The organism is Cytobacillus luteolus (assembly GCF_017873715.1).
GTDB classification, from domain to species: Bacteria; Bacillota; Bacilli; order Bacillales; family Bacillaceae_L; genus Bacillus_BV; species Bacillus_BV luteola.
Genome location: NZ_JAGGKM010000007.1, coordinates 74,236 through 96,526, shown reverse-complemented (window position 1 = coordinate 96,526; position 22,291 = coordinate 74,236). Strand labels below are relative to the sequence as shown.

At 35.9% G+C, this 22,291-nt stretch carries 18 protein-coding genes; 4 read left to right on the top strand and 14 right to left on the bottom strand.

The window, feature by feature from the left end; translation table 11 throughout:
• Positions 1-92 precede the first annotated feature (92 nt).
• Both J2Z26_RS18505 and J2Z26_RS18500 read left to right on the top strand, forming a co-directional pair.
• The gene (locus J2Z26_RS18505) at positions 93-1,397 is read left to right on the top strand and encodes a chloride channel protein (protein ID WP_193535316.1); all 1,305 of its coding nucleotides are present in this window, start codon (positions 93-95) and stop codon (positions 1,395-1,397) included.
• Between the two features lie 107 nt (positions 1,398-1,504).
• On the top strand, positions 1,505-2,659 hold the full coding sequence (locus tag J2Z26_RS18500; protein ID WP_227413661.1) for an acyl-CoA dehydrogenase family protein: 1,155 nt from the start codon (positions 1,505-1,507) through the stop codon (positions 2,657-2,659).
• Positions 2,660-2,742: 83 nt separating this feature from the next.
• Here J2Z26_RS18500 and J2Z26_RS18495 read toward each other — a convergent pair whose 3' ends face one another.
• Positions 2,743-3,603, bottom strand: a complete 861-nt coding sequence (locus J2Z26_RS18495; RefSeq protein ID WP_193535317.1) for a VOC family protein — start codon at positions 3,601-3,603, stop codon at positions 2,743-2,745.
• 251 nt (positions 3,604-3,854) lie between these two features.
• A complete protein-coding gene (locus J2Z26_RS18490; protein ID WP_193535318.1) occupies positions 3,855-5,057 on the bottom strand; it encodes a sensor histidine kinase in 1,203 nt (400 codons plus the stop codon).
• 226 nt (positions 5,058-5,283) lie between these two features.
• On the opposite strand from J2Z26_RS18490, the gene J2Z26_RS18485 reads away from it, so the two are divergent.
• Positions 5,284-5,922, top strand: a complete 639-nt coding sequence (locus J2Z26_RS18485) for a YesL family protein (protein WP_193535319.1) — start codon at positions 5,284-5,286, stop codon at positions 5,920-5,922.
• Positions 5,923-5,945: 23 nt separating this feature from the next.
• Here J2Z26_RS18485 and J2Z26_RS18480 read toward each other — a convergent pair whose 3' ends face one another.
• From J2Z26_RS18480 to xylA, 10 genes are all read right to left on the bottom strand, one after another.
• Positions 5,946-6,770, bottom strand: a complete 825-nt coding sequence (locus J2Z26_RS18480) for a carbohydrate ABC transporter permease (protein WP_193535320.1) — start codon at positions 6,768-6,770, stop codon at positions 5,946-5,948.
• A gap of 13 nt (positions 6,771-6,783) precedes the next feature.
• Complete coding sequence (locus J2Z26_RS18475; protein ID WP_193535321.1) at positions 6,784-7,662, bottom strand: carbohydrate ABC transporter permease; 879 nt, start codon at positions 7,660-7,662, stop codon at positions 6,784-6,786.
• A gap of 163 nt (positions 7,663-7,825) precedes the next feature.
• A complete protein-coding gene (locus tag J2Z26_RS18470) occupies positions 7,826-9,157 on the bottom strand; it encodes an extracellular solute-binding protein (RefSeq protein ID WP_193535322.1) in 1,332 nt (443 codons plus the stop codon).
• 111 nt (positions 9,158-9,268) lie between these two features.
• Positions 9,269-10,030 (bottom strand): response regulator transcription factor, encoded by a 762-nt coding sequence (locus J2Z26_RS18465; RefSeq protein ID WP_227413662.1) that lies wholly within the window; start codon positions 10,028-10,030, stop codon positions 9,269-9,271.
• The gene (locus J2Z26_RS18460; RefSeq protein ID WP_193535324.1) at positions 10,005-11,756 is read right to left on the bottom strand and encodes a cache domain-containing sensor histidine kinase; all 1,752 of its coding nucleotides are present in this window, start codon (positions 11,754-11,756) and stop codon (positions 10,005-10,007) included. Before J2Z26_RS18460 ends, J2Z26_RS18465 begins: the two co-directional genes overlap by 26 nt.
• A 152-nt stretch (positions 11,757-11,908) precedes the next feature.
• Entirely contained in the window at positions 11,909-12,892 is a 984-nt protein-coding gene (locus tag J2Z26_RS18455) for an aldo/keto reductase (RefSeq protein ID WP_193535325.1), read from the bottom strand.
• A gap of 9 nt (positions 12,893-12,901) precedes the next feature.
• The gene (locus J2Z26_RS18450) at positions 12,902-13,888 is read right to left on the bottom strand and encodes a Gfo/Idh/MocA family protein (RefSeq protein ID WP_193535326.1); all 987 of its coding nucleotides are present in this window, start codon (positions 13,886-13,888) and stop codon (positions 12,902-12,904) included.
• A 28-nt stretch (positions 13,889-13,916) separates the two neighbouring features.
• Positions 13,917-14,948 (bottom strand): aldose epimerase family protein, encoded by a 1,032-nt coding sequence (locus tag J2Z26_RS18445; RefSeq protein WP_193535327.1) that lies wholly within the window; start codon positions 14,946-14,948, stop codon positions 13,917-13,919.
• Positions 14,949-14,999: 51 nt separating this feature from the next.
• The gene (xylB, locus tag J2Z26_RS18440) at positions 15,000-16,502 is read right to left on the bottom strand and encodes a xylulokinase (protein ID WP_193535328.1); all 1,503 of its coding nucleotides are present in this window, start codon (positions 16,500-16,502) and stop codon (positions 15,000-15,002) included.
• Between the two features lie 69 nt (positions 16,503-16,571).
• Positions 16,572-17,894: a xylose isomerase gene (gene xylA, locus J2Z26_RS18435; protein ID WP_193535329.1), complete on the bottom strand. Its 1,323-nt coding sequence runs from the start codon at positions 17,892-17,894 to the stop codon at positions 16,572-16,574.
• A gap of 216 nt (positions 17,895-18,110) precedes the next feature.
• Between xylA and J2Z26_RS18430 the strand changes: the two genes are divergently transcribed.
• Positions 18,111-19,280, top strand: coding sequence for an ROK family transcriptional regulator (locus tag J2Z26_RS18430; RefSeq protein WP_193535330.1), 1,170 nt, complete (start codon positions 18,111-18,113; stop codon positions 19,278-19,280).
• Positions 19,281-19,335: 55 nt separating this feature from the next.
• On the opposite strand, the gene J2Z26_RS18425 is transcribed toward J2Z26_RS18430, so the two are convergent.
• Together J2Z26_RS18425 and J2Z26_RS18420 are read right to left on the bottom strand one after the other, a co-directional pair.
• Complete coding sequence (locus tag J2Z26_RS18425) at positions 19,336-20,943, bottom strand: glycoside hydrolase family 43 protein (protein WP_209794411.1); 1,608 nt, start codon at positions 20,941-20,943, stop codon at positions 19,336-19,338.
• Positions 20,944-21,324: 381 nt separating this feature from the next.
• Positions 21,325-22,188 (bottom strand): DegV family protein, encoded by an 864-nt coding sequence (locus tag J2Z26_RS18420; protein ID WP_193535332.1) that lies wholly within the window; start codon positions 22,186-22,188, stop codon positions 21,325-21,327.
• Positions 22,189-22,291: the final 103 nt, after the last annotated feature.

Below are 22,291 nucleotides of genomic sequence, written 5' to 3'. Positions count from 1 at the left end.
CATATACAATCGCATATTTTTTAATCAATTTATCAAGCTAAGGTAAAAATAAGGTGATTGGTGATAAAAAGTTTGAAACGAGGTAACGCTGAATGAAAATTGGACGAAAATATAGGAACTTCTTTTTACTGCTCAGTCAATGGATTATCTTAGGAAGCATAATTGGTGTTGTTGTTGGCTCTACTATTCATTTCCTACTAGAAATAAATGATTATCTAGGAGAAGTTCGGATGAAAAGAGATTGGCTAATTTTTCTTCTCCCTTTAGGCGGCCTTATTTTAGGATACATATATATGAACTATGGCAAGGTATTTCTGAATAATACTTTAAATGACACAGCTAAACTAAATAACCTCGTAATCGATGCAGTACATGGAAAAAAAGAAGTACCTCTGAGGATGGGACCGATTGTCTATTTTGGAACCTTTTTAACGGTCCTATTTGGAGGCTCGACTGGAAGAGAAGGTGCAGCTGTCCAAATGGGAGCCAGTGTTGCTGCTGCAGTTAAAAAGTTTCCGATATTTAACAAAGTTGAAACAAAAATATTTCTCATGAGTGGCATTAGCGCAGGCTTTGGTGCGGCCTTTGGAGCACCAATAACAGGTGCGGTTTTTGGAATGGAAATGTCTGCACTAGGAAAGCTGAAATTTGAAGCTCTTGTCCCTTGTCTTACTGCAAGCTTTGTTGGACACTTTATAACAACAGGAGCATGGGGTCATAAACACGAACATTTTATTATAGAGAGCATACCTGATGCTTCTGTTATCACATTTTTAAAAGTTATTCTCGTATCTATTTTATTCGGTTTACTTAGTGCTTTTTACTCTCAGTTAAGACATGGAATAGAAGCATTTACTGAGAAACTTTTCAATAAAAACCATATGAAGAGAGCCTTTGTTGGAGGAATTATTATTGTAGGCTTAACTTTAGTAATTGGCACACAGGATTACAATGGTCGGGGATTAGAAATGTTAGAACAATCCTTTAAAGAAGAGGTCCCTCCGTTTGCTTTTCTAGCGAAACTTATATTTACAGCTGTGACCTTAGGTACCGGATTTGTTGGTGGAGAGGCACTCCCCTTATTTTTTATGGGTGCAACATTAGGCAATACCTTACATACAATCGTAGATTTACCTATGTCTTTTCTAGCTGCACTAGGATTAATTGCTGCATTTTGTGGTGGAGCTAATACCCCGATAGCAGCTTTCCTATTAGCCATGCAAATGTTTGATGGAAAAGGACTGGAGTACTTTTTTATTGCTTGTATAATCAGTTTCTTATTTTCAGGTCATCACGGTTTATGGCCTTCACAAAAAATATATGAACCTAAAAGTAGGTTATATCAGATTCCTCAAGGGGAAACCATTAAGAATGCTGAGAAAAAGAAGAAGTCTTAGTCATGAATAAAAATATTTCGTCGCACTTTAAAGCAAATGATTACCAATTCCCATACCACTTTTCTATACTAAAGAAGACATGAAAATAAGTTGAACGGAGGGATCATTTGAATCAATTTGATACATCGTCTGTTCCTTTTGAGGATTTGCGCAGAACTGCCAAAAGCTTAGCCAAACGTTTTCAAGATAGAGCAGATGAGGCAAGTAAGGACGGTAATTGGCTAATGGATAACTTAGAGGATTTAAAAGAGGCCAATTTTCCTGCTCTAACAGTTCCTGTTGGGTACGGTGGATATGGCTTAAATCTACATGAATTTATTCAAATCCAAGAAATACTTGCCCAAGGTGATGGTGCAACAGCATTGTCCATAGGATGGCATCTTGGAATCATACTAGAAACGAGTGAAAATTGTACTTGGGATCCCCCAAAATATGAATGGCTTTGTGAGCAAATTGTTAAAAACAAGGTGCTAATTAATGCCGCTTCATCTGAAAAGGCTACGGGTAGTCCTGCAAGAGGAGGACTTCCAACAACAAAAGCCACAAGAGACGGAAAGGATTGGATTATCGAGGGTGAGAAATCGTTCACTTCAATGGCCACTGCCCTAGATTATGCACTTGTCACAGCCCAAATTGATGATACAGGGAAAAAGGGGGTATACCTCGTTGACATGAAACGACCTGGTGTGAGTGTGGAGGAAACATGGGACAGTATTGCCATGAGGGCAACGAAAAGTGATGATTTGATACTAGACAATGTAAAGTTGGATCAGGATGCTCTTTTAGTTGAGGAAGGAGCTAGTGATGTTCCTAAGGGATGGCTTCTTCACATTCCCGCTGTTTATTTAGGAATTGCCATGGCAGCAAGAGATTACGCTGTATCGTTTGCTTTTGACTACCATCCAAATTCCTTGCCAGGTCCAATTATAGAGGTTCCAGAGGTCCAAAGAAAAATAGGTAAAATGGAACTAGAATTATATAAAGCGCGGGAACTGCTTCACTCTATTTCTCAAAAGTGGGTAAACCATCCTGAGAATCGAGTGGATATGTCTCATGAATTAGGTGCTGTTAAACATATTGTCACCAACAGTGCAAATGATGTTGTCGACATAGCAATGCGCATTGTTGGTGCACGAAGCCTTTCAGAAAAAAATCCGCTTCAACGCTATTTTCGTGATGTAAGGGCTGGTTTACACAATCCCCCGGCGGATGAAATTGTAATTCAGCAGTTTGCACAACGCGTGATAAAGAGTAGAGGTTGAAGAATGGAAAGAACCTTGCTCATTGGAGTAAGGTTCTTTATGTTAACGTACTTCTCTTGGGTTGTTCACCAGAATTTTGTCCTTCATCCCGATTGTCTCACTATTAAGCGAATTCGATTCCCTGAAGGATCTGTAGTAATAATAGCCCCCATCTCTTCCTTAACAGGCGCCCCAATTTCCTTCAACTGTGAAACAATTGTACTTTTCTTTTCCTCACTCGAAAGCACTAGGGTAAATGATTCTAATCCGACACTATTAGTAGGAGGTGTTGGTGCACCTACTCCGTTCCACGTATTTAAACCAATATGGTGATGGTATTTGCCATCAGAAATAAATAGTGCTTGAGCACCGAACCTGTTTACTACTTCAAACCCAAGTCCGTTGATATAAAACTCTTCAGTTTTTCTCAGTTCGGATACATGTAGATGGATATGCCCCATAACTGTTTCATCTGGAAGCCTTTCCCATGTTTGTTTTTTTCCAACAGATAGGAGATCAGAGAAATTTAATGGATCAACTGTCATTTCTACTTCACCATTACTCCATTCCCATTCGGAAGAAGCTCTATCTACATAAATTTCAATCCCATTTCCATCTGGGTCAGATAAATAAAGTGCCTCACTAACAAGATGGTCAGAGGAACCAAACTGTAAGCCTATTTCCATAAAGTGCTGCACAATCTTGGCTAAATCAGTTCTCTTAGGTAGGAGAAGTGCAAAGTGATATAGCCCTGTTGTTCTTCCTTGTTTTGGAACTACATGATTTGGCTGTTCTATTGATAATAAAGGTGTTTTTCCATCTGCAGTTAATATAGCAGACATTGCCGTTTGTTCTAATACCTTAAAGCCAATCACTTCTTTATAAAAAGCGATAGAACGAGCTAAATTTTGTACCCTTAGGTTCACTTTACCTACAAATGTTATAGGTTCACGATGAAAATTCATTTAAGTTACCTCCTGATTTTTAAGGTATTAACATAATTGATTAGTTAGTTACTTTATGTAAGTAAGTATATTATTATAATGTAATATAGTCAATTAACCCATTTATTAATAATAATTTAACTACATGGTTTATTGGTGATGGTAGAAAAGAAAAGAACCTTACTCGAATCGAATAAGGTTCTTTCTCTTTATGATTAAGACATTTTGTAATAGTACCTTGATTGTATAGTATGCCAATTACAAAATAATGATTAGATCGATGGGAATCTTACCATAACTGTAGTCCCCTGCCCCATCGAAGATTGAAAGTCAATTGTTCCTTTATATTTTTCAACAATACTAAAGCAAATCATCATACCTAATCCGGTGCCTTTACTTTTTAATGAGTAAAAAGGAGTGCCTAGTGTTGCAACTTCTTCCTTTGACATTCCACGTCCATGATCGATTACTTTAATGACAACAAAATCCTTCTCACTTTCTGCTGTCACTTGAACAATATCACCAATCTCTGAAGCTTCTATCGCATTTTTAATAAGATTAATTAGCAATTGTTTAAACTCAATGGTGTTTGCAGAAATCATACAATCTCCATTTACTTTTAACTCAATCGATTTATCATGTATGAGTCCATATGAGTAAAGCAAATCGGTTACACTCTGAAGAACAACCTTTACATCCACCGTTTCCGTCACTTTTTCTTTTTCAGGTTTAGCCATCGTTAAAAATTGTGAAATGACCTGTTCAGCTGTTTTTAATTCATCAATCATCAAAGTACAATGGCGTTTTTGATCCTCACTGAATCTTTTGTCTTGTTCAAATAACTGCAAAAAACCACCGACAACAGTTAAAGGATTTCTAATTTCATGTGCAACCGCAGCTGCAAGTTGACCGGTTGTCTTTAAACGCTCGGTCTGTTGGATTTGTTCATAGTACAGTTGTAGCCTTTTTATATGTGCATTTGTTACATAAAAAATAAAATAAATAATGATTTGACTGGCAATAAAATTTGCGAAATTCCCTATTAAATCTTGTTCTATGTGCGGATAGATGTGCCCCTTTTCAAAGAATATAATAAACCCAAATATAGATGCGGTTGATACAAAGTTAAATAACAAAGAAAAATAAAAAAGCTTTGAATCAAAATACAAGATAGAAAGGGCCGGAATAAAACATAGAAAAATAAAGGTAGAGAATGTTTCAGGATAAAAGATAAAAAGCGTATAAAAGAAAACGGAAGAAACGATGATAATTATTAACCTAAGCAAACCAGTACTTTTCCTTTGGTAAATCAATAAACAAACAGATAGAATCACCACTAAAATACAATGGGCAATATATCCAAATTCAAATCTACCAAAACGAGGATTGTCAACGAGCAACCCCGATATCATAATCGCTACTATAATCCACACAACAATATAATATATCTTTTTATTAAAAGTAAGCTCTCTCATACAAACCCCTTATATATCGATAAATTCATATAATAAAAAGTATACCCTTATTTCTTTAAAAAGGGTAATTATTACCAGAACTTAAAAGGAAATTTATTGTTGTAACCTTAGGACTGAAAAAAATTTTTAATCCAGGTTAACGGTTTTACTTTTCCTATTTTTCTTTGTTTTTTAGACGTGTTTGTAGATATAATAGGGAGAGTGTAAACATAAGGAGTGTACTACCATGAATTACGTACCTGTTTTTATATATAGAGTTTGTGAATGGATTATGAGGTTCGCCTTTGTAAACATACTTTGGATATTCTTTTCAGCCATGGGGCTAGTAGCTTTTGGAGTGTTCCCTTCTACTATTGCAATGTTCACAGTGATTCGTCAATGGGTCAAGGGTGAAGTGGATATAAAAATCTTTAAGACATTCTGGGAATCTTATAAGAAAGATTGGATTAAAGGAAATTCAATCGGGGTAATTTTAGTCGTTATCGGTTACATCATATATATAGAGAGTAAAATCATTTTAGTTAGCACACAGCCATTAGTACAATTTAGTAAATATCCCTTTTTAGTATTAGTGCTCGGTTTTACTTTTCTTGTGCTATATATATTCCCAACCTATGTACACTATCAAATTAGCCTTGTTCAAGTTTTTAAAAACTCATTATTAATAGCACTTGTTAGCCCTTTGAATAATATCGTACTGGCTCTTTCGTTAGTATTGCTCTACTATATTTTTCAAATAGTACCACCATTGGCATTTTTCTTTGGAGGAAGCGCCACTGCTTATGTCATTATGTGGGCTTGTTATCAAGGTTTTAAAGAGGTAGACAAAAAAAGAGAAAAACTCAAAAGCAAAAAAGAAGAATAACCCAGGGGCTATTCTTCTTTTTTTTATCCTTTTACTGAACCAGCCGCAATCCCTTCGACAATCTTATTGCTAAAGAATAAGAAAGCAAGCAGGATAGGGAGAATACTAATTACTAGTGTTGCTCCAATTGCTCCCCACTCAGTCATATACTGACCGATGAAATTTTGAATCCCGACTGTTAACGTTTTATATTTATCTGAACTAATAAATGTATTAATAAAGACGAACTCGTTCCAGTTATAAATCATGTTAATGATAACGGTTGTTGAGATAACCGGCATTGTAATTGGTAACGTGATTTGAAAAAAGATACGATGAACAGAGCATCCATCAATAACAGCTGCCTCTTCAATCTCACGAGGTAGTGTATAGTAAAATCCGAGTAAAATCATGATCGTTAGCGGAAGATTAAATGCAACATATGATAAAACAATCGCTAAAGGATGGTCTATTAAGTTAACTTTTAAGAAGAAATCAAACAAAGGAATTAATGTAGAGTGAACTGGTATCATCATCCCTACCATAAATAATCCTAGCACTAACTTGTTTAATTTCCATTGCATTCTGGTGATTGCAAAAGTTACTAAGCTAGCAAAAATAACTGTTAATGCAACAGATGCAACTGTAATCCATACACTATTAAAGAAATATAAGCTAATATTCCCCTGTGTCCAAACAGTCATGTAGTTTTCCCACTTAGGGTCCGCCGGTAATGAGAACGGTGAGGCATTATATATCTCCTGATTATCCTTTAGAGAGAAGAATACAAGCCAAATCAATGGATAGATTTGCAAGAAAGCGAATAAGCCTAGTATTAAATACAGTATTGCATACCCAAGTTTTTTCAATGAATTCCCCTCCTTAGTATTGAATCTCTTCGTCAGTAGCAGTTAGCTTACGAATTAGCCATGTTACCACTAAAATAATTAGTAATAAGAAGAAACCTATCGCACTACCGTATCCAAAATCATAAGTGACAAATGCTTTTTTATACATATATGATGCAATTACTTCACTGGCACCATCAGGACCTCCACCAGTCATTACATAAATGAGATCAAAGTATTTTAAAGATCCTACAATTGCAAGTACAATCGTTACTTTTATAACTCCCGATATAAGCGGAAGCTTAATCTTATAAGCTATTTGTAAAGGCGAAGCTCCATCGATTCTTGCTGCTTCTATGATTGATTCTGGAATATTCTTTAATGCTGCATAATAAATGATGATATAAAAACCTGCATATTGCCAAATGATTGGTACGAAAATAGCAAATAAAACATACTTAGGCTCTGCTAACCAAGCAGGTGGGTTGTCAACGCCAAGTGACATTAGGAAACTATTTAACATCCCGTTAGAAGGATGATAGATTTTAAGCCAAAGCTGAGCAATTGCTACTGAAGATAATAGCATCGGAATCAAATATATCTTTCTAAATGTATTTGCACCTTTGATTTTTGTTACTAGTACTAGTGAAATAGCTAGATATCCTATTAAACTAACAGCTGAAAATAGCGCTAATAAGAACGAGTGCATTGCACTACTCCAAAAGTCACCATCTTGTATTAGCTTAATATAGTTATCTAAGCCTATAAATGTCATCTCACCAATTCCATCCCACTTCATCAGCCCATAATACCCGGTTAATATAATAGGGATATAGATTAACACCATGATCAAAAGTAGAGCGGGGAGTACATACATAGCAATGATGAGCTTATTTGACATGACTTTGTTCATTTTTTCATCCCCTTATTGTAAAGTAAAATTTTATAGGTTCAGTACAATTGTTTATTTTTGACTGATTCCTAAGAAATGGTGATTTCTCACGAATCAGTCAAAAATTGAGTCTGAAAAGGACATATCAAGATCGAGATATGTCCTTTTCAGCAAAGTTTAAGTCTTACTCTTCCGCAGCTAGAGCTTCCTCATGCTTTTTCGCAAACTCTTCTGGAGTGATCTGCTTACCAAATAGAGATTGGATCATGTTTAAGTGCTCTTGTGCAACTGCTGGGCTCATTTGAACATCTGCATATAATGTGATATTGCTTGCATTGCTTAGTTCATCTAATATATCAATATACATTTGTGGTAAATCCATTGTAGATGTATCTACTTTTGTTGCAGGAATTACACCAGCGTCTGTAACTGACACTTCTCCCCACTTTTGTACAAAGAACTTAACGAAATCTTTCGCTTCTTCTTTAACCTTAGAGCTTTCTGATACGAATAATCCTACACCAGGACCACCTACAAAGCTGTTGATATCACCTTTTCCACCTTCAACAGTTGGGAACTTAAAGAAACCAATTGAATCTCTAAATTCTTGTGGAACATCTTGATTTGTCGTATAGTTTGGAAGCTCCCAAGTACCCATTAAATACATACCTGCCTGGTTGTTCATGAAAGGACCTTTTGCCTCTTCATTTCCAAGTCCATTATGTCCTTTTACGAAAGCATTCATATCAACTAGATTTTGAATTTCTTGAGCAGCTGAAACTAAAGCTGGATCTTCAAAAGAACCTGTGCGGTTAATTGCGTTTGTTAATGTTTCAGGACCACCGAAACGATCTGCTAAATACATATACCACATAGAACCTGTCCATGGCTCTTTGTTACCTACTGTGATTGGAGTAATACCCGCATCTGCTAGCGTTTTAACGATATTTTTGAACTCTTCATATGTTTGTGGTACTTCTAAACCGTGCTCTGCAAAGATTGTTTTGTTGTAATAGATTGGTGCGATATTTAGTTCTAGTGGTAATCCATATGTCTTACCATCAAATGCAAAAGCTTCTGTTGTTCCTGAGATGAAAGATTCAGATAAGCCATCGCTTAAAACATCGTCTAACTGAGCAAATTTGTTACCGTTTACATATGGCTCCAAAAAGCCTGCAGCCCAAGTTAAACCTACATCCGGCAGTTTATTTGATGAAGCTAAAATTTTAATTTTTTCTTTATATTGATCATTTGAAAGAACTTCTAATTCAATGTTTACATTCGGATTTGCATCTTCGTACTCTGTAATAATGTTTTGCACAATCATGTTATGTTGCTTGGAGCTACCTTCTGGCCATAAGTGCATAAAGTTAACTGTTGCCTGCTCTTTTGAACCAGAATCTGAATTTGAACTATCATTTTCTTTGCTATCATTTGACCCTGAACAGCCTGCTAATACTAGTGCAAAAATTAGTGAAAGAATAGCAAATGATGAAAACGCTTTCTTTTTTAGCATCGTAATACCCCCTGCAAATTTTTTAATGTGTTTTACTACTTCTTTAGAGTATCATCACAGAGAGGTATTAGTAAGGTAACGATGATTAGTTAAAATTCCAAAATTATTAGATTACTTTACTTTATACCTATTAGGAGTCACATTTTCGTACTCTTTAAAGATTTTTATAAAGTACTTGGGTGTATTGTAACCCACTTGTTCAGCAATTTCACTGACAGTTAAATTTGTCGTTAATAATAGATTTTTTGCTTTTTGGATTCTTATTCTAGTTACATATTCACTGAACGTCATACTCGTTTGTTCTTTAAATAGCACGCTAAAATAACTTGGATTTAAGTGGACATGCCTTGCAACTTCTTTTAAATTGATTTGGTTAGATATATTTGAATCTAAATATTTTATTGCCTTTTCTATCGGTCCATCTAATTTCTCATCCTCTTTTATATGGATAAGCCTGTCATCAACTACCTTTTCAATCATGCTTACTCTTTTACGCTTTTCTTCTAACTCTAATGCCTTCTCAACCACTTCAATAAGTTTTTGTTTATTAATTGGCTTGAGCAAATAATTAATAACCCCCAGCTCTATTGCTTCCTGGGCATAACTGAAATCTGAATAAGCCGAAATGATAATAACGACCGGAAGCTGGCCTATTCTCTTGATCTCTTTTAACATCTCCAAACCAGTCATTTCCGGCATATCTATATCTGTAATTAGCAAGTGAATCTTCTTACTTTTAAACATATCAATAGCTGATGCTGCATTTGGAGCTACTAAAATCTCTTTATTTCCGTTTGTCCAAGATTCAAGTGTTTTCTTTATTCCTTGACGTGTTATGGACTCATCATCAACGATCAATATGTTTTTCTGCATGACCCATACCTCCATTTAGTGGGATTTCAAACATACAGCAAGTGCCTTTATTCACTTCACTGCTTATCATTAAACCTTTATGATTATTCTTATAATAAAGCTTTAATCTTTTATTAACATTTGCAATGGCAATGCCATTTCCCATTTGAGAGTATGCGTTTTCTTCAAGCTGTCCATTTAACCTATCTACTGTTTGGGGATCCATTCCTTTGCCATTATCGATTACCTTACAGATTAACTTATCTTCCTGTTCTACCTTTTCAACTGTGACATTAATGATTCCTTCTCTGATTTTATTATTCACCCCATGGATGACCGCATTTTCTACTAAAGGCTGAATCAATAACTTTGGAATTTTCACATTTTCGTATTGCTCTGGAATATCAATTGTCCAAGTAATATGATCAAACCTAAACCTTACTATCTTCATAAATTTATCAATATGGTCTAACTCTTGCTTCAGTGTCACCCATTCCCCATTTGAATTATGGTCAATTGTATATCTAAATAGCTCCGACATTGAGATAATTAGTTCAGCTAGTTTTTCATCACCTTGTTGTTCTAAGTGCCAATAAATTGCATTCAATGTATTAAAAAGAAAGTGTGGATTTATCTGTGATTGCAATGCTTTTAATTCCGACCTACTCCGAAGTAATTCCTCTTCATAAACCACTTTAATTAAATGATTAATCTCTTCAGCCATATCGTTATATGTTTGATTTAGCTCCTTAATCTCAAAAGTCTGAGAGGACTCAACATTAAATGATAACTCTCCTTTTCTTCTTTTCTTCATCGTATTTGTTAATTTAAATAGTGGTCTTGTGATCATGGTAGAAATAATATAAGACAAGACTAGGAAAAGGATGAACCCGAAAATTCCCGAAATATAAGTTGCTGCTCGTAAAACCGAAACACCTTTCATTAGTTCATTAAATGGCATTAAAATGACTAACTTCCATCCTGTTAGACCAGATTGTTGTTTAACGACCATGTAATCTTGTTCACTCAGTCTCACCTTCGCTTGTTCATGATTTATGATTTCATCTATGTCCCCTTGATAATTAGAAGCAATTACATCGTCATTGCTTCCAAGTAAAATCATATAATCCCTTATACCTTTGGAGTTAGTAAGCTGAAAATAATCAGGATCTATCTCAATAGATAAGAAACCTCCAATAGCAAAATTTCTGTCAATTAAATTTATACTTTTAATTGCCAGAAAGTTATAGGGATAACTTGTATCTCTCCCTATCCAAACGAGTCCACCATTTGCTTTATGGGCACGATATATCCAACTGGGATTAATGCGTGATGATAAACGAACATCATCAAGTGGAACAACCTTATCAAAGTTACTTAAATAGAGGTCAACAGAAGAAATACCAGTTGAATATATTTGTAATTTATTTACCGTATCCATTAGCATCTGCCGCTCAGAAAAGGTAGGACTTTTTCCCGACTCATATAATTTAAGCATTGACTGAACGTTAGTATTTGTGGCAATTTGGATACTTAGATTGTCAATCTGTTGATAGAGAGACTCGATTCTACCAGTCGCCTCAACTGCTGTTTGCTGTATTTGTTCTTCTGCGTTATTTGTAATCAGTTTTAGAACAATTGTATACGTAATCATTCCAACGAAGGCTAATACGATGAGCATTGCAATCAAATAGACAAATAGTATTTTATTTCGTAACGTATTATATCTTCTAAGAAATGCTTTCAAAGTGATTCACCCTCTCAAAAAACAATTGTTATTTTATAGGATTGGACTAATTAAGTATACATTGTAAGTGTACTGTGTATTTTATCGTATCAGATATCTTTTCCATTCTAAAAAAGGAAGGAGGAATTCTCCTTCCTAAATTATTTTCTTACTTAATAAGGGCCGCGGATATGATCAGTTACTTCTGCTTGATAAAATTGCTCTAGGTTTAAAAGCTCTTCTTTAGAAAATGAAGGAACTTTCAACGCTTCTAAATTATCCTCGACTTGTTTTACTGTCTTAAACCCTGGGATTACAGATGTGATGTCTTTATTATCCAAAATCCATCGTAGTGCTGCTCTTGTCATGTTCCCTCTGTTTTCAGTGATCCAATTAAGCTTTTGACTTAACTCTACGCCTTTTCTAAATTCTACACCAGCAAATGTTTCTCCTACATTGAATGCTTCTCCGTTTCGGTTAAAGTTTCGGTGGTCATCTTCTTCAAATGTAGAAGCTTCATTAAACTTTCCAGTCAATAATCCACTTGCCAACGGTACTCGTGCTAATAATCCGACACCCTTTTCTTTTGCCAACGGGAATAGTTCTTTCATTGGCTTTTGTCTAAATAGATTAAAAATGACCTGGAGGGCCTTTGTGTTTGAGTTCTCTAAACAATACATTCCTTCCTCAACTGTTTCAACGCTAACTCCATAGTGTCGGATTTTCCCTTCCACTTGTAGCTGATTCAACACTTGGAAGACCTCACCATTTTTCAGAATTTCTAAAGGTGGGCAGTGTATTTGATATAAATCGATACGTTCCCTATTAAGTCTTTTTAAGCTCGCTTCACATAGTTCTCTAACTGACTTTTCGGAATAGTTTTTAGGGTCAAAAATATCCTTAGATCGACAGAATTTCGTCGCAATATAAATGTCATCTTCTTTTCCTTTTGTTGCTTTTGCTAACAATTCTTCACTATGCCCATTACCATAGACATCTGCTGTATCAAAAAAATTTACTCCTGCATCCATTGCTCTATGTAAGCCTTTTAACGCCTCTTCATCATTTGTTTTTCCCCAAGCCCCGCCAATTGCCCAAGTTCCAAAGCTAAGTTCGCTAATCTTAAGCTCGGTGTTACCTAATCTGCGATAATTCATCTTTTCACCTCATCTAAGTTTAATAGTAGTACCCGTTTCTATTGATTTATAGCAAGTCTCAATAATCTTGATTGTTTGAAAGCTTGTTTGTACCAATTCTTCATCCAACCTGCCATCCAAAATGGCCTTAGAAAAGTAATCAATTTGATTGACATAAGGGTCTGCCAAGATGCTCTCGGTCTTTGGATTATTACCAACTTTATCAATTCGTATAATACCTTCCCCTTGGGTAACGTCAGGTCGGTAAGCTCTTGGAACCGTTATTTTTCCTTCTGTTCCAATAATCGTGTATTCATGTTTAAACGGCTTTTCAAAACTACATTCAAATAATGCCTGGACACCATTATCATATACAAGCCTTCCATTTGCTGTGAGATCTACTTCCTTAAGGTTGGCCCAAGCTGAAACTTCTTTTGGCAGTGACTCTAAGAGTAAAGAAAATGTATGAATGCAATAGCAACCAACATCAAATAGGCTCCCCCCTCCAAGACTTTTATCAAGCCTTATATTAGGGGAATGTTGATTTAGTTCGAACGAAAAGGTCGCCTCAATTTGTTGAACTTCTCCAATTACACCTAGTCTAATAATTTCCTTTACTCTTTCATGCTGTGGATGAAATTGATACATGAACGCTTCCATAAATAGAACATTGTTTTTCAGGCATACTGAAACCATTTCTTCTAGACTCTTCTCAGACAGGCCAGCTGGCTTTTCACACAGCACATGCTTTCCTTTTGCAGCAGCCTTTTTTACCCACTGTTCATGCATGCTATTGGGTAATGGAATATACACTGCATCAATTTCATCACAATCAAGTAATTCATCATAGCTTGGGTAGATCGTAGGAATACTGAAATTTCTAGCGATAATTTCAACAATATCATTTCCACTGCCGATTGCTATAATGTCTGCATATTTCGAAGCTAACGCGGCAGGAATAAATGCCTCTCGTGCAATATTCGCTGTGCTCAGTACTCCCCATCTTACTTTTTGCATTTATTTAACTCCCCCTTCTAAACAAGTATTACCCTAGTTGAAAAGAGTATTTTGTCTTCGTTCTATACGTAGCATTTGCTTCTATGATAAAGGAAGAAATTCTATTAGGCGGTTTTTGTGTTTCGAGACATATTCCTAAATAGTTTTCAGACTGTCTACCTCGAATCAAGAGGTTTTCCCCTAATGAGTTTGCTGTATATAATACAACAGCTGGCTCATCTGTTTCTATAACTAACTTTCTCCCACTCTTTCGATCTAATAACTCTATTTCTTTTTCATTATTGGTGCTTAGCAGAAAAGGGTGATCATACCCACCACCGACAAGCTCTATTTGTGGATCGTTAGAAACAACGCCTCTTTTAATAGAGGAGCCTTGTCTAAAATCAAATACAGTTCCTTCGGTTAGTATTTCATTGCCCGATGGAATAAATGATGAATTCAACTCAAGATACCTGTCGCTTTTTAACGTTAACTCATGGTCTAGTATAATTCTCTTCAAATTCCCACTTAGGTTGAAATACGTATGATTTGTAAGATTTACGATTGTCTTTTGATCAGTATTTGCTTCATAAGAGATTAATAACTCATTGTTTTGATTGATTGTATACGTAACACTGATATTGAGGTTCCCCGGGAAACCCGCTTCACCATGTGGACTTGTGTATGAAAAGATGATATCCACTTCATTCTCTCTTATTTTTATAATAGAATTCCACACAACCGTATCTAATCCGTTCGGTCCACCGTGAAGATTATGTTCGCCATTATTTCTGGAAAGAGAATACATATTTCCATCGAGTTCAAATGATGCATTTTCAATTCGACCTGCATTTCGACCAATGATACACCCAAAGTATGGGGATTGATCTACGTATTCGTCGATTGTGTCAAACCCGAGTACAATTTCTTCTATATTACCTTCATGGTCTGGCACTTTAATACTCGTAATGATGCAACCATACTCAATACAAGTAAATTCCATTCCCTTCTTGGTTGTGACCGTATAAGATTTAATTTCTTCCCCATTTAAAGACCCAAAAATCTTTTCTGTCACATTCATTTCCTAGGCCTCCCTCCGAGTAATGCCATCGATCAGTAACTTTACTATCTATTACATTTTTCTGAATTTTTTCAAGCCCTGACTAAGGTCCTTCGTATTTGCATAAACCAATTTATATAAATTAAATAACTCATTATATTTCTCGACATTTTCTTTTATAGGCTCAAACGTTTTATCATAGCTTACAAAGTCACTAGCACATTCTTCTAATGAGCCGTACCAGCCTACACCATATGCGGCAATTATTGCTGCACCCATTGCTGCTCCTTGCTCATTTTTTAATTTTATGATTTTTGCATTAAATACATCTGCTTGAATTTGAAGCCACGTATCATTTTTGGCTCCGCCCCCAATAGAAATAATTGTATCAATTGTTTTACCGCTTTCACGGAATATATCAATTGACTCACGTAAAGAGAACGTAATACCTTCAATTACAGCACGTGCAAAATCAATTCTTTTATGAGAAGCATCCATACCAATAAAACTTCCACGTATGATTGAATCAGCATGTGGAGTTCTTTCTCCAACTAAATAAGGTGTAAATAAAAGTCCATTCGCACCAATTGAAACATTAGCCAAACCATCTAATAAAGATGTAAACTCCTCACCACGAGCAAATGTGTCTCTAAACCAACTCAAACTATGTCCAGCAGATAGCGTGACACCCATCGTGTAAAAAGCATTTTCTTTACTATGATTGAAATAGTGAACCTTCCCTTGGAAATCACGATCATTCGTCTCCTCGTATGAAAGAACAACACCTGACGTACCAATACTGCAGAGAGTCTTACCTTCTGATAAAATCGATGAACCAACTGCTCCACACGCATTATCAGCTCCACCCGCAAAAACCTTTGTAGTTGTCGTCAAGCCAGTCACACTCGCAAAGGATTCAGTAACTGTTCCAACACATGCAGTAGATTCAACTAACGGAGGACAAAGTTTCTTATCAAGACCAACTAACTTACAAATTTCGTCACTCCACTTTTTCTCTGCTACATTTAATAGCAAGGTACCAGCGGCATCTGAGTACTCCATATGAATTTCATCTGTCATTTTAAAGCGTAAATAATCTTTCGGTAGCATAAATGTTTTTGCTTTTTCCAATGTTTGTGGTTCATATTGTTTTACCCAAAGAAGCTTAGGCAATGTAAATCCTTCTAAGGCAGGGTTTTTTGTAATATCCAGAAGTTTTTCTTCACCTACAAGCTGATAAATTTGTTTGCATTGCTCTGTAGTTCTCGTATCGTTCCATAGAATAGCATTACGTAATACCTGTCTGTTTTCATCTAGTAATACTAAACCATGCATTTGCCCTGAAAAACTAATCCCTTCAATAGATGAAACATCACCTTCAAATTTTTCAACAAGCTCTTTTAAAGCTTCTGTTGTTTTTTCAATCCATTCATTAGGATTCTGCTCACTATATCCATCCTTTTCCTGAATTAATGGGTATTCTTTCGAAACTTCATCAACTATTTCGCCACTTTGATTTAGCAATACAACTTTTACAGCACTCGTACCTAAGTCGACACCTATAACAAATTTCATCTCTTTCACCCTTTATAAGATTTTAGGAAAAATGCTGGATTACAGTATGTAGTCCAGCATTTGTTGTCATTATCCGCGATATGCATCTAATAGATATTGGTTTAAGATCATTTTTAAGTTTTCTTGTCTTCCAGACTTATTTGTAATTCTATCTAAGCCTAGTGCGTATTGTTCTAGCTTTTTAAAATCAGTCTTTCCTTCGACAATTTCAAGTCCGATTCCCTCTGTATAGCTTCTATAGCGGTCTGCAACAAAATCTTCTAAGACTTTATCGTCAATCATCTTTTGTGCTACCTTCGTTCCAACTGCAAAGCTATCCATTCCAGCAATGTGTGCTAGGAATAAGTCTTCAGGATCAAAAGAACCTCTTCGAACCTTCGCATCAAAGTTTAACCCACCTGAACCGAGACCATCATTTTTAATGATTTCATACATAGCCAATGTTGTAGAATACAGGTCTGTTGGGAATTCATCTGTATCCCATCCTAGTAATGGATCACCTTGGTTTGCATCCACTGATCCTAACATTCCATTTATACGTGCTACATGTAATTCATGCTCAAATGTGTGGCCAGCTAGTGTTGCATGATTAGCTTCGATATTGAATTTGAAATGATCTTTTAAACCATAGGATTGTAAAAATGCTAAACCAGTAGCAACATCAAAGTCATACTGATGCTTTGTTGGCTCTTTTGGCTTTGGCTCGATTAAGAATTGTCCAGTAAAGCCAATTTCATTAGCGTAGTCTTTTGCCATATGGAAGAAGCGTGCTAAATTGTCTAGTTCAAGTTTCATGTCCGTATTTAGCAATGTTTCATACCCTTCACGTCCACCCCAGAAAACATAGTTCTCTGAACCAAGCTCCTTACCAATTTCCAAGCCTTTTTTTACCTTTGCTGCAGCATAAGCAAATACATCTGCATTAGGAGATGTTGCCGCACCACTTAACCAGCGAGGGTGTGAGAACATGTTAGCTGTATTCCATAAAAGTTTTGTTTTGCTTGTCTTTAAATATTCCTTAATCATTGCAACAATTTCATCTAAATTCTTATATGTTTCCTTTAATGTATCTGCTTCTGGTGCCACATCAAAGTCGTGGAAGCAAAAGAATGGAACATTCATTTTTTCAAAAAATTCGAATGAGGCTTCAACACGAGCTTTTGCTAAATCCATTCCAGAAAACTTGTCATACGGTCTTACCATTGTACCTTGACCGAACGGATCTGACCCTTCACCTGTAAAGGTATGCCAGTATGAAACAGCAAAACGTAAAAACTCTTCCATTGATTTACCATTAATTTGTTCTTCAGGATTATAATATTTAAACGCATACGGATTCGTTGAATTTGGACCTTCATATTTTATTTGATTCACTTTCTCAAAATAACTCACCTGAGCATTCCTCCATTAATTTGAAATATGAAATCGTTTACACTCTGTACAAAATGAATTATATCAGGGTATACTTAGTTTGTCTAGAGAACGAACTAAGTATTTCTTGCTTAGTTTTATAAAGAAATAAAACAATCCCTCTTCATTTCTGCGCGATTATAGTATGTTATAAATATGACAAAATAACAGAAATTATTTGGCTAAGGAGTAAAGACAATGACTTGGAATCAGCAAGTAGTGAAAGCAAACAACAAGCAATATATATTGCAGATGATTAAAGCACAGGCTCCCATCTCTCGAGCTGAGATTGCCAAGCAGCTAGGGTTAACCAAAGGAACTGTTTCCTCTCTTGTAAGTGAACTTATAGACGCAAATCTTTGCTATGAATCTGGCCCAGGTGAATCTAGTGGCGGCAGACGCCCTGTCATGTTGTTGTTCAATGGGAAAGCAGGATTTTCAATTGGAATAAATATAGGAGTAAACTATATTTTAGGAATTCTCACTGATCTTAATGGAGAAATCATTTCCGAACAAAAAAAGACAATTAATAAGGGAACTTATGAAGAAGTCATGAAGATTGTGTCACAAATCATACATTACCTAATAGGTTCAAAACCAGATAGCCACTATGGTGTAATAGGGATAGGCGTCGGGGTTCCTGGAATTGTAAATAAAGAAGAGGAAGTGTTATTGGCGCCAAACCTGGGCTGGAAAAATATTAATCTAAAAAAAGAACTTGAAAAGGAATTTAACCTGCCAGTCATCATTGAAAATGAAGCAAATGCAGGAGCATATGGGGAGAAAGTATTTGGGGCTGGAAGGGAAACTGATAACCTTATTTATTTAAGTGCTAGTATCGGGATTGGTGTCGGGTTTATTTTCAATAACCAGCTTTATCGAGGAGCAGAGGGATATTCAGGTGAAATGGGACACATGATTATTGAGGCTAACGGTAAGGATTGTACCTGTGGAAGCCAAGGTTGCTGGGAGCAGTATGCTTCTGAGCAGTCTCTATTAAAATCAGCCCAGGCACTATTACAAAGTAAAAGTGACATAACTCTAGAATATTTAATAGAGGAAGCAAAAACATCTCAAGAAATACGTGCCCTGTTTACTAAAATTGGTCATTATTTAGGAATAGGCATTAATAATATTTCTAATACATTTAATCCGGAGCAAATTATTATCGGCAATAGGCTTGCAATGGCAAAGGACTTACTAATGGATTCGATTACTGGTTTTGTTAAGTCGAATACTCTCAAGCATAGTAGATCTAGCCTAGAAATTCAGTTTTCAGACCTTTCCATTTACTCTTCAGCCTTAGGTGTTTCAGCTCAAACAATCGAAGCATTTCTTGCAAACACTTTGTTTGAGCAAACCAATTAGAAATAAAAAGAAAGACCCCTTACAATTTTAAAAGGGGTCTTTTACATGTAAAAATTTATTGAGGCTCATAAATAAAATAGTCAAAATCTGCTGCTTGTTTACGACCAGAAGTATCTTGACACTGCATTCCAACAAAGGCTCCTGTAAAAAAGCCTCCGCCTTGGATATAATCATCCGACAGTTTATACGATTCAAAACTAATCGGTATCACCTTCCAAGTTTCACCATCAAAAGAGTAAGAATATTGATATACATTTGTTTTCACTTCAACACGAATGTAGACATACTCCACATCTTCAGGAAGGACAATCTCATTGCCACGTAGTGGTTGACCAAACGTAAAGTTATCACAAGTCATAAGTTCAAGGATTCTTCCCTTTTCCTCATTCCATGAAATTTGACATGATGTCCAGTTTTGGGTGTTATAATAATTCACTAACCCAGCAGATTGCTGGAATGTATCGGGATTAAATTTCACTTTGGTTTCAGCAATAAAATTAAAATGTTGCCAACGTCTTGCAACAAAAGCTTGAGTAAACTTAGAAGTTAATGACTCTCTTCCATAAAGGCGAAGATGTCCAGGATTGTCTGTTAGGGACATAATATCCTCATTTAACGGAATACGTAATGACTGAAAATGTGAATTTAACTCTTCTGAATTAAAATCATCTTTTTCGGGATAGTCACTCTCCCACTTCACTTCAGGAATATTTGGCGCTTCTATTTCAAGTGAAGGTTGGTTTCCTCCTACTACATACGGCCAATGATTTTTCCATTCTAACCGTTGGATCGCTGTTTCTCTCCCTAATGGACAATAACCACGAGGATCGAGTAAAGCTTTGTTTTCATCAGGTAATGGACGACCGGTTAAGTGTACAAGGAACCATTCATCCGTATGTGTTTGAACTATCGAAGCATGTCCTGCTTTTTGCAGAGGGTTACGCGGATAAGGAAATGATGTAATTAATGGATTATCCGGATGCACTTCATACGGCCCTTCAATGCTTTTTGATCTAGCTATAGTTGCACAATGGTCATACTTTGTTCCACCTTCGGCTGTTAACAAATAGTAGTATCCATTAAGTCGATAAAGGTGCGGTGCTTCGGTTAACTTAACATCTGTTCCTTTAAAAATAATTCTAGGCTTCCCAATAAGCCTTTGTTGTTCAGAGCTATATTCTTGTAGAGCAATTCCATAGAACGGATGGTTGCCAACACGATGATCCCAATTCATGTTAACTAAGTATTTCTTTCCATCCTCATCATGGAATAATGAAGGGTCAAAGCCTGAACTGTTTAAATAAATAGGATCCGACCACTTACCATCAATTGTTTCACAAGTTGCTAAATAATTATGGCAATCCTTCCAATGACCTTCCGTTACCTTTACATCTGTGTAAATTAAATGAAACATCCCATCACTATAGGAAAGCTGTGGTGCCCAAATTCCACCTGAATCAGGATTACCCATCATATTTAATTGACTTAATCGATTTAAAGGTCTTGAAGCTAACCGCCAATGTTTTAAATCCTTAGAGTGGTATATACCGACTCCAGGGAACCATTCAAATGTTGATACAGCAATATAATAATCTTCCCCAACACGACAGATACTCGGATCAGGATTAAATCCTGGTAAAATAGGGTTTGTAATCGTAGCCATGAGTGCCTCCTTAAGTGCCTATTTATAAGAATGTGTTCAGAGTTTTCATAAATTAAAGCGCTATCATTCTGAAGATACCACGTATTAGTATGAACGGCAACGCAATAATCAACCTCTATAGTATGTTCTAAATATAGTGTACTTTTATCTATTATTTAGTCTATTTTGGCTTCAATAAAAATAGGGAGAGGAGTCTTACTCTGAGAATTTTGATACTTCGAGTCAATTTGGTAAGCTGAAACTTACAATCCAAATCTACTAATCCTGTCTTTTAAAAAACGATAGACTACTTTTACTCTATCCTACATTCGAATAGACCTTGTGTTGTGAGAATTAAAGAAGTAAGCATGGTCCCAATTTTACGCAATATGCCTCATTTTCTCACTTTTCTACAAAAAACATAGAAATAGCACCTAAGCCAACATGCGTCCCAACTGATACTCCCATTTGCATAATATGGATATCCCCAGAGAAATCAGTATCCAATTGAAGTTTGGTTTTCAAATTTTCAGCAACTTTGATATCCGATGTATAACCTATTATGATAAAGTCTGTCATTTCTTCGTTATTTCTCTTGATAAACTCCTGTGTGTAATGCTTAAGAACTCTTTTTAATCCTCTTTCCTTTCCAACTATAGCTCCTTTTCCATCCTTCATAGACATAATTGGCTTTAGCATTAGGATTTTCCCTATTAAGGCACTTGCATTAGTAAGCCTGCCACTCTTTATTAAATGATCTAAGTCATCCACTGATAGAAAATGCTTTATCTTTTTCTTATAATTTTCATTGAAAGCAACTATTTCTTCAAACGATGCTCCCTGTTCCCTCATCATTGCACTTTTCATAACCAGCCAACCGCTACCGTGGCTCATACATTTTGAATCGACTACATGTATCTTAACGTTTGAATCCGGACTTTCCTCGAAGAAATAATCCTTCGCTATTATAGCTGATTGATATGAACCGCTTGTTCCACTAGACATGCATATACATAATACTTCCGTATTACCAGCCTCAACAGCCTGTTTGATTATTTTCAAATATTCGGCTGGACTTGGCATACCTGTGGTCGGAAATTCAGGAAGTGCTTCCATCATTCCATAGAACTCATCCGGTTGGATGTCTATCCTGTCTTTATAAATTTTTCCCTCTATATTTATGGATAGAGGTGCTATGCTGATATCGTACATTTCCAGTACTTCATCAGATAAATCGCATGTTGAATCAGCCATAATTTTTATCATTTATATCCTCCAAGATTATATTTCAACTTTATTAGGATTTCCTTAGAATCATGTTTTTCGTAATTATTTGTGGTATGGTTCACCGTGATGTATCTAAATGAGG

Bases quoted from the DNA above. Each gene is read 5' to 3' on its own strand.
- J2Z26_RS18505 (WP_193535316.1), top strand. From the start codon at position 93: ATGAAAATTGGACGAAAATATAGGAACTTCTTTTTACTGCTCAGTCAA.
- J2Z26_RS18495 (WP_193535317.1), bottom strand. From the start codon at position 3,603: ATGAATTTTCATCGTGAACCTATAACATTTGTAGGTAAAGTGAACCTA.
- J2Z26_RS18490 (WP_193535318.1), bottom strand. From the start codon at position 5,057: ATGAGAGAGCTTACTTTTAATAAAAAGATATATTATATTGTTGTGTGG.
- J2Z26_RS18485 (WP_193535319.1), top strand. From the start codon at position 5,284: ATGAATTACGTACCTGTTTTTATATATAGAGTTTGTGAATGGATTATG.
- J2Z26_RS18475 (WP_193535321.1), bottom strand. From the start codon at position 7,662: ATGAACAAAGTCATGTCAAATAAGCTCATCATTGCTATGTATGTACTC.
- J2Z26_RS18470 (WP_193535322.1), bottom strand. From the start codon at position 9,157: ATGCTAAAAAAGAAAGCGTTTTCATCATTTGCTATTCTTTCACTAATT.
- J2Z26_RS18465 (WP_227413662.1), bottom strand. From the start codon at position 10,030: ATGCAGAAAAACATATTGATCGTTGATGATGAGTCCATAACACGTCAA.
- J2Z26_RS18455 (WP_193535325.1), bottom strand. From the start codon at position 12,892: ATGAATTATCGCAGATTAGGTAACACCGAGCTTAAGATTAGCGAACTT.
- J2Z26_RS18450 (WP_193535326.1), bottom strand. From the start codon at position 13,888: ATGCAAAAAGTAAGATGGGGAGTACTGAGCACAGCGAATATTGCACGA.
- J2Z26_RS18445 (WP_193535327.1), bottom strand. From the start codon at position 14,948: ATGAATGTGACAGAAAAGATTTTTGGGTCTTTAAATGGGGAAGAAATT.
- xylB (WP_193535328.1), bottom strand. From the start codon at position 16,502: ATGAAATTTGTTATAGGTGTCGACTTAGGTACGAGTGCTGTAAAAGTT.
- J2Z26_RS18430 (WP_193535330.1), top strand. From the start codon at position 18,111: ATGACTTGGAATCAGCAAGTAGTGAAAGCAAACAACAAGCAATATATA.
- J2Z26_RS18425 (WP_209794411.1), bottom strand. From the start codon at position 20,943: ATGGCTACGATTACAAACCCTATTTTACCAGGATTTAATCCTGATCCG.
- J2Z26_RS18420 (WP_193535332.1), bottom strand. From the start codon at position 22,188: ATGATAAAAATTATGGCTGATTCAACATGCGATTTATCTGATGAAGTA.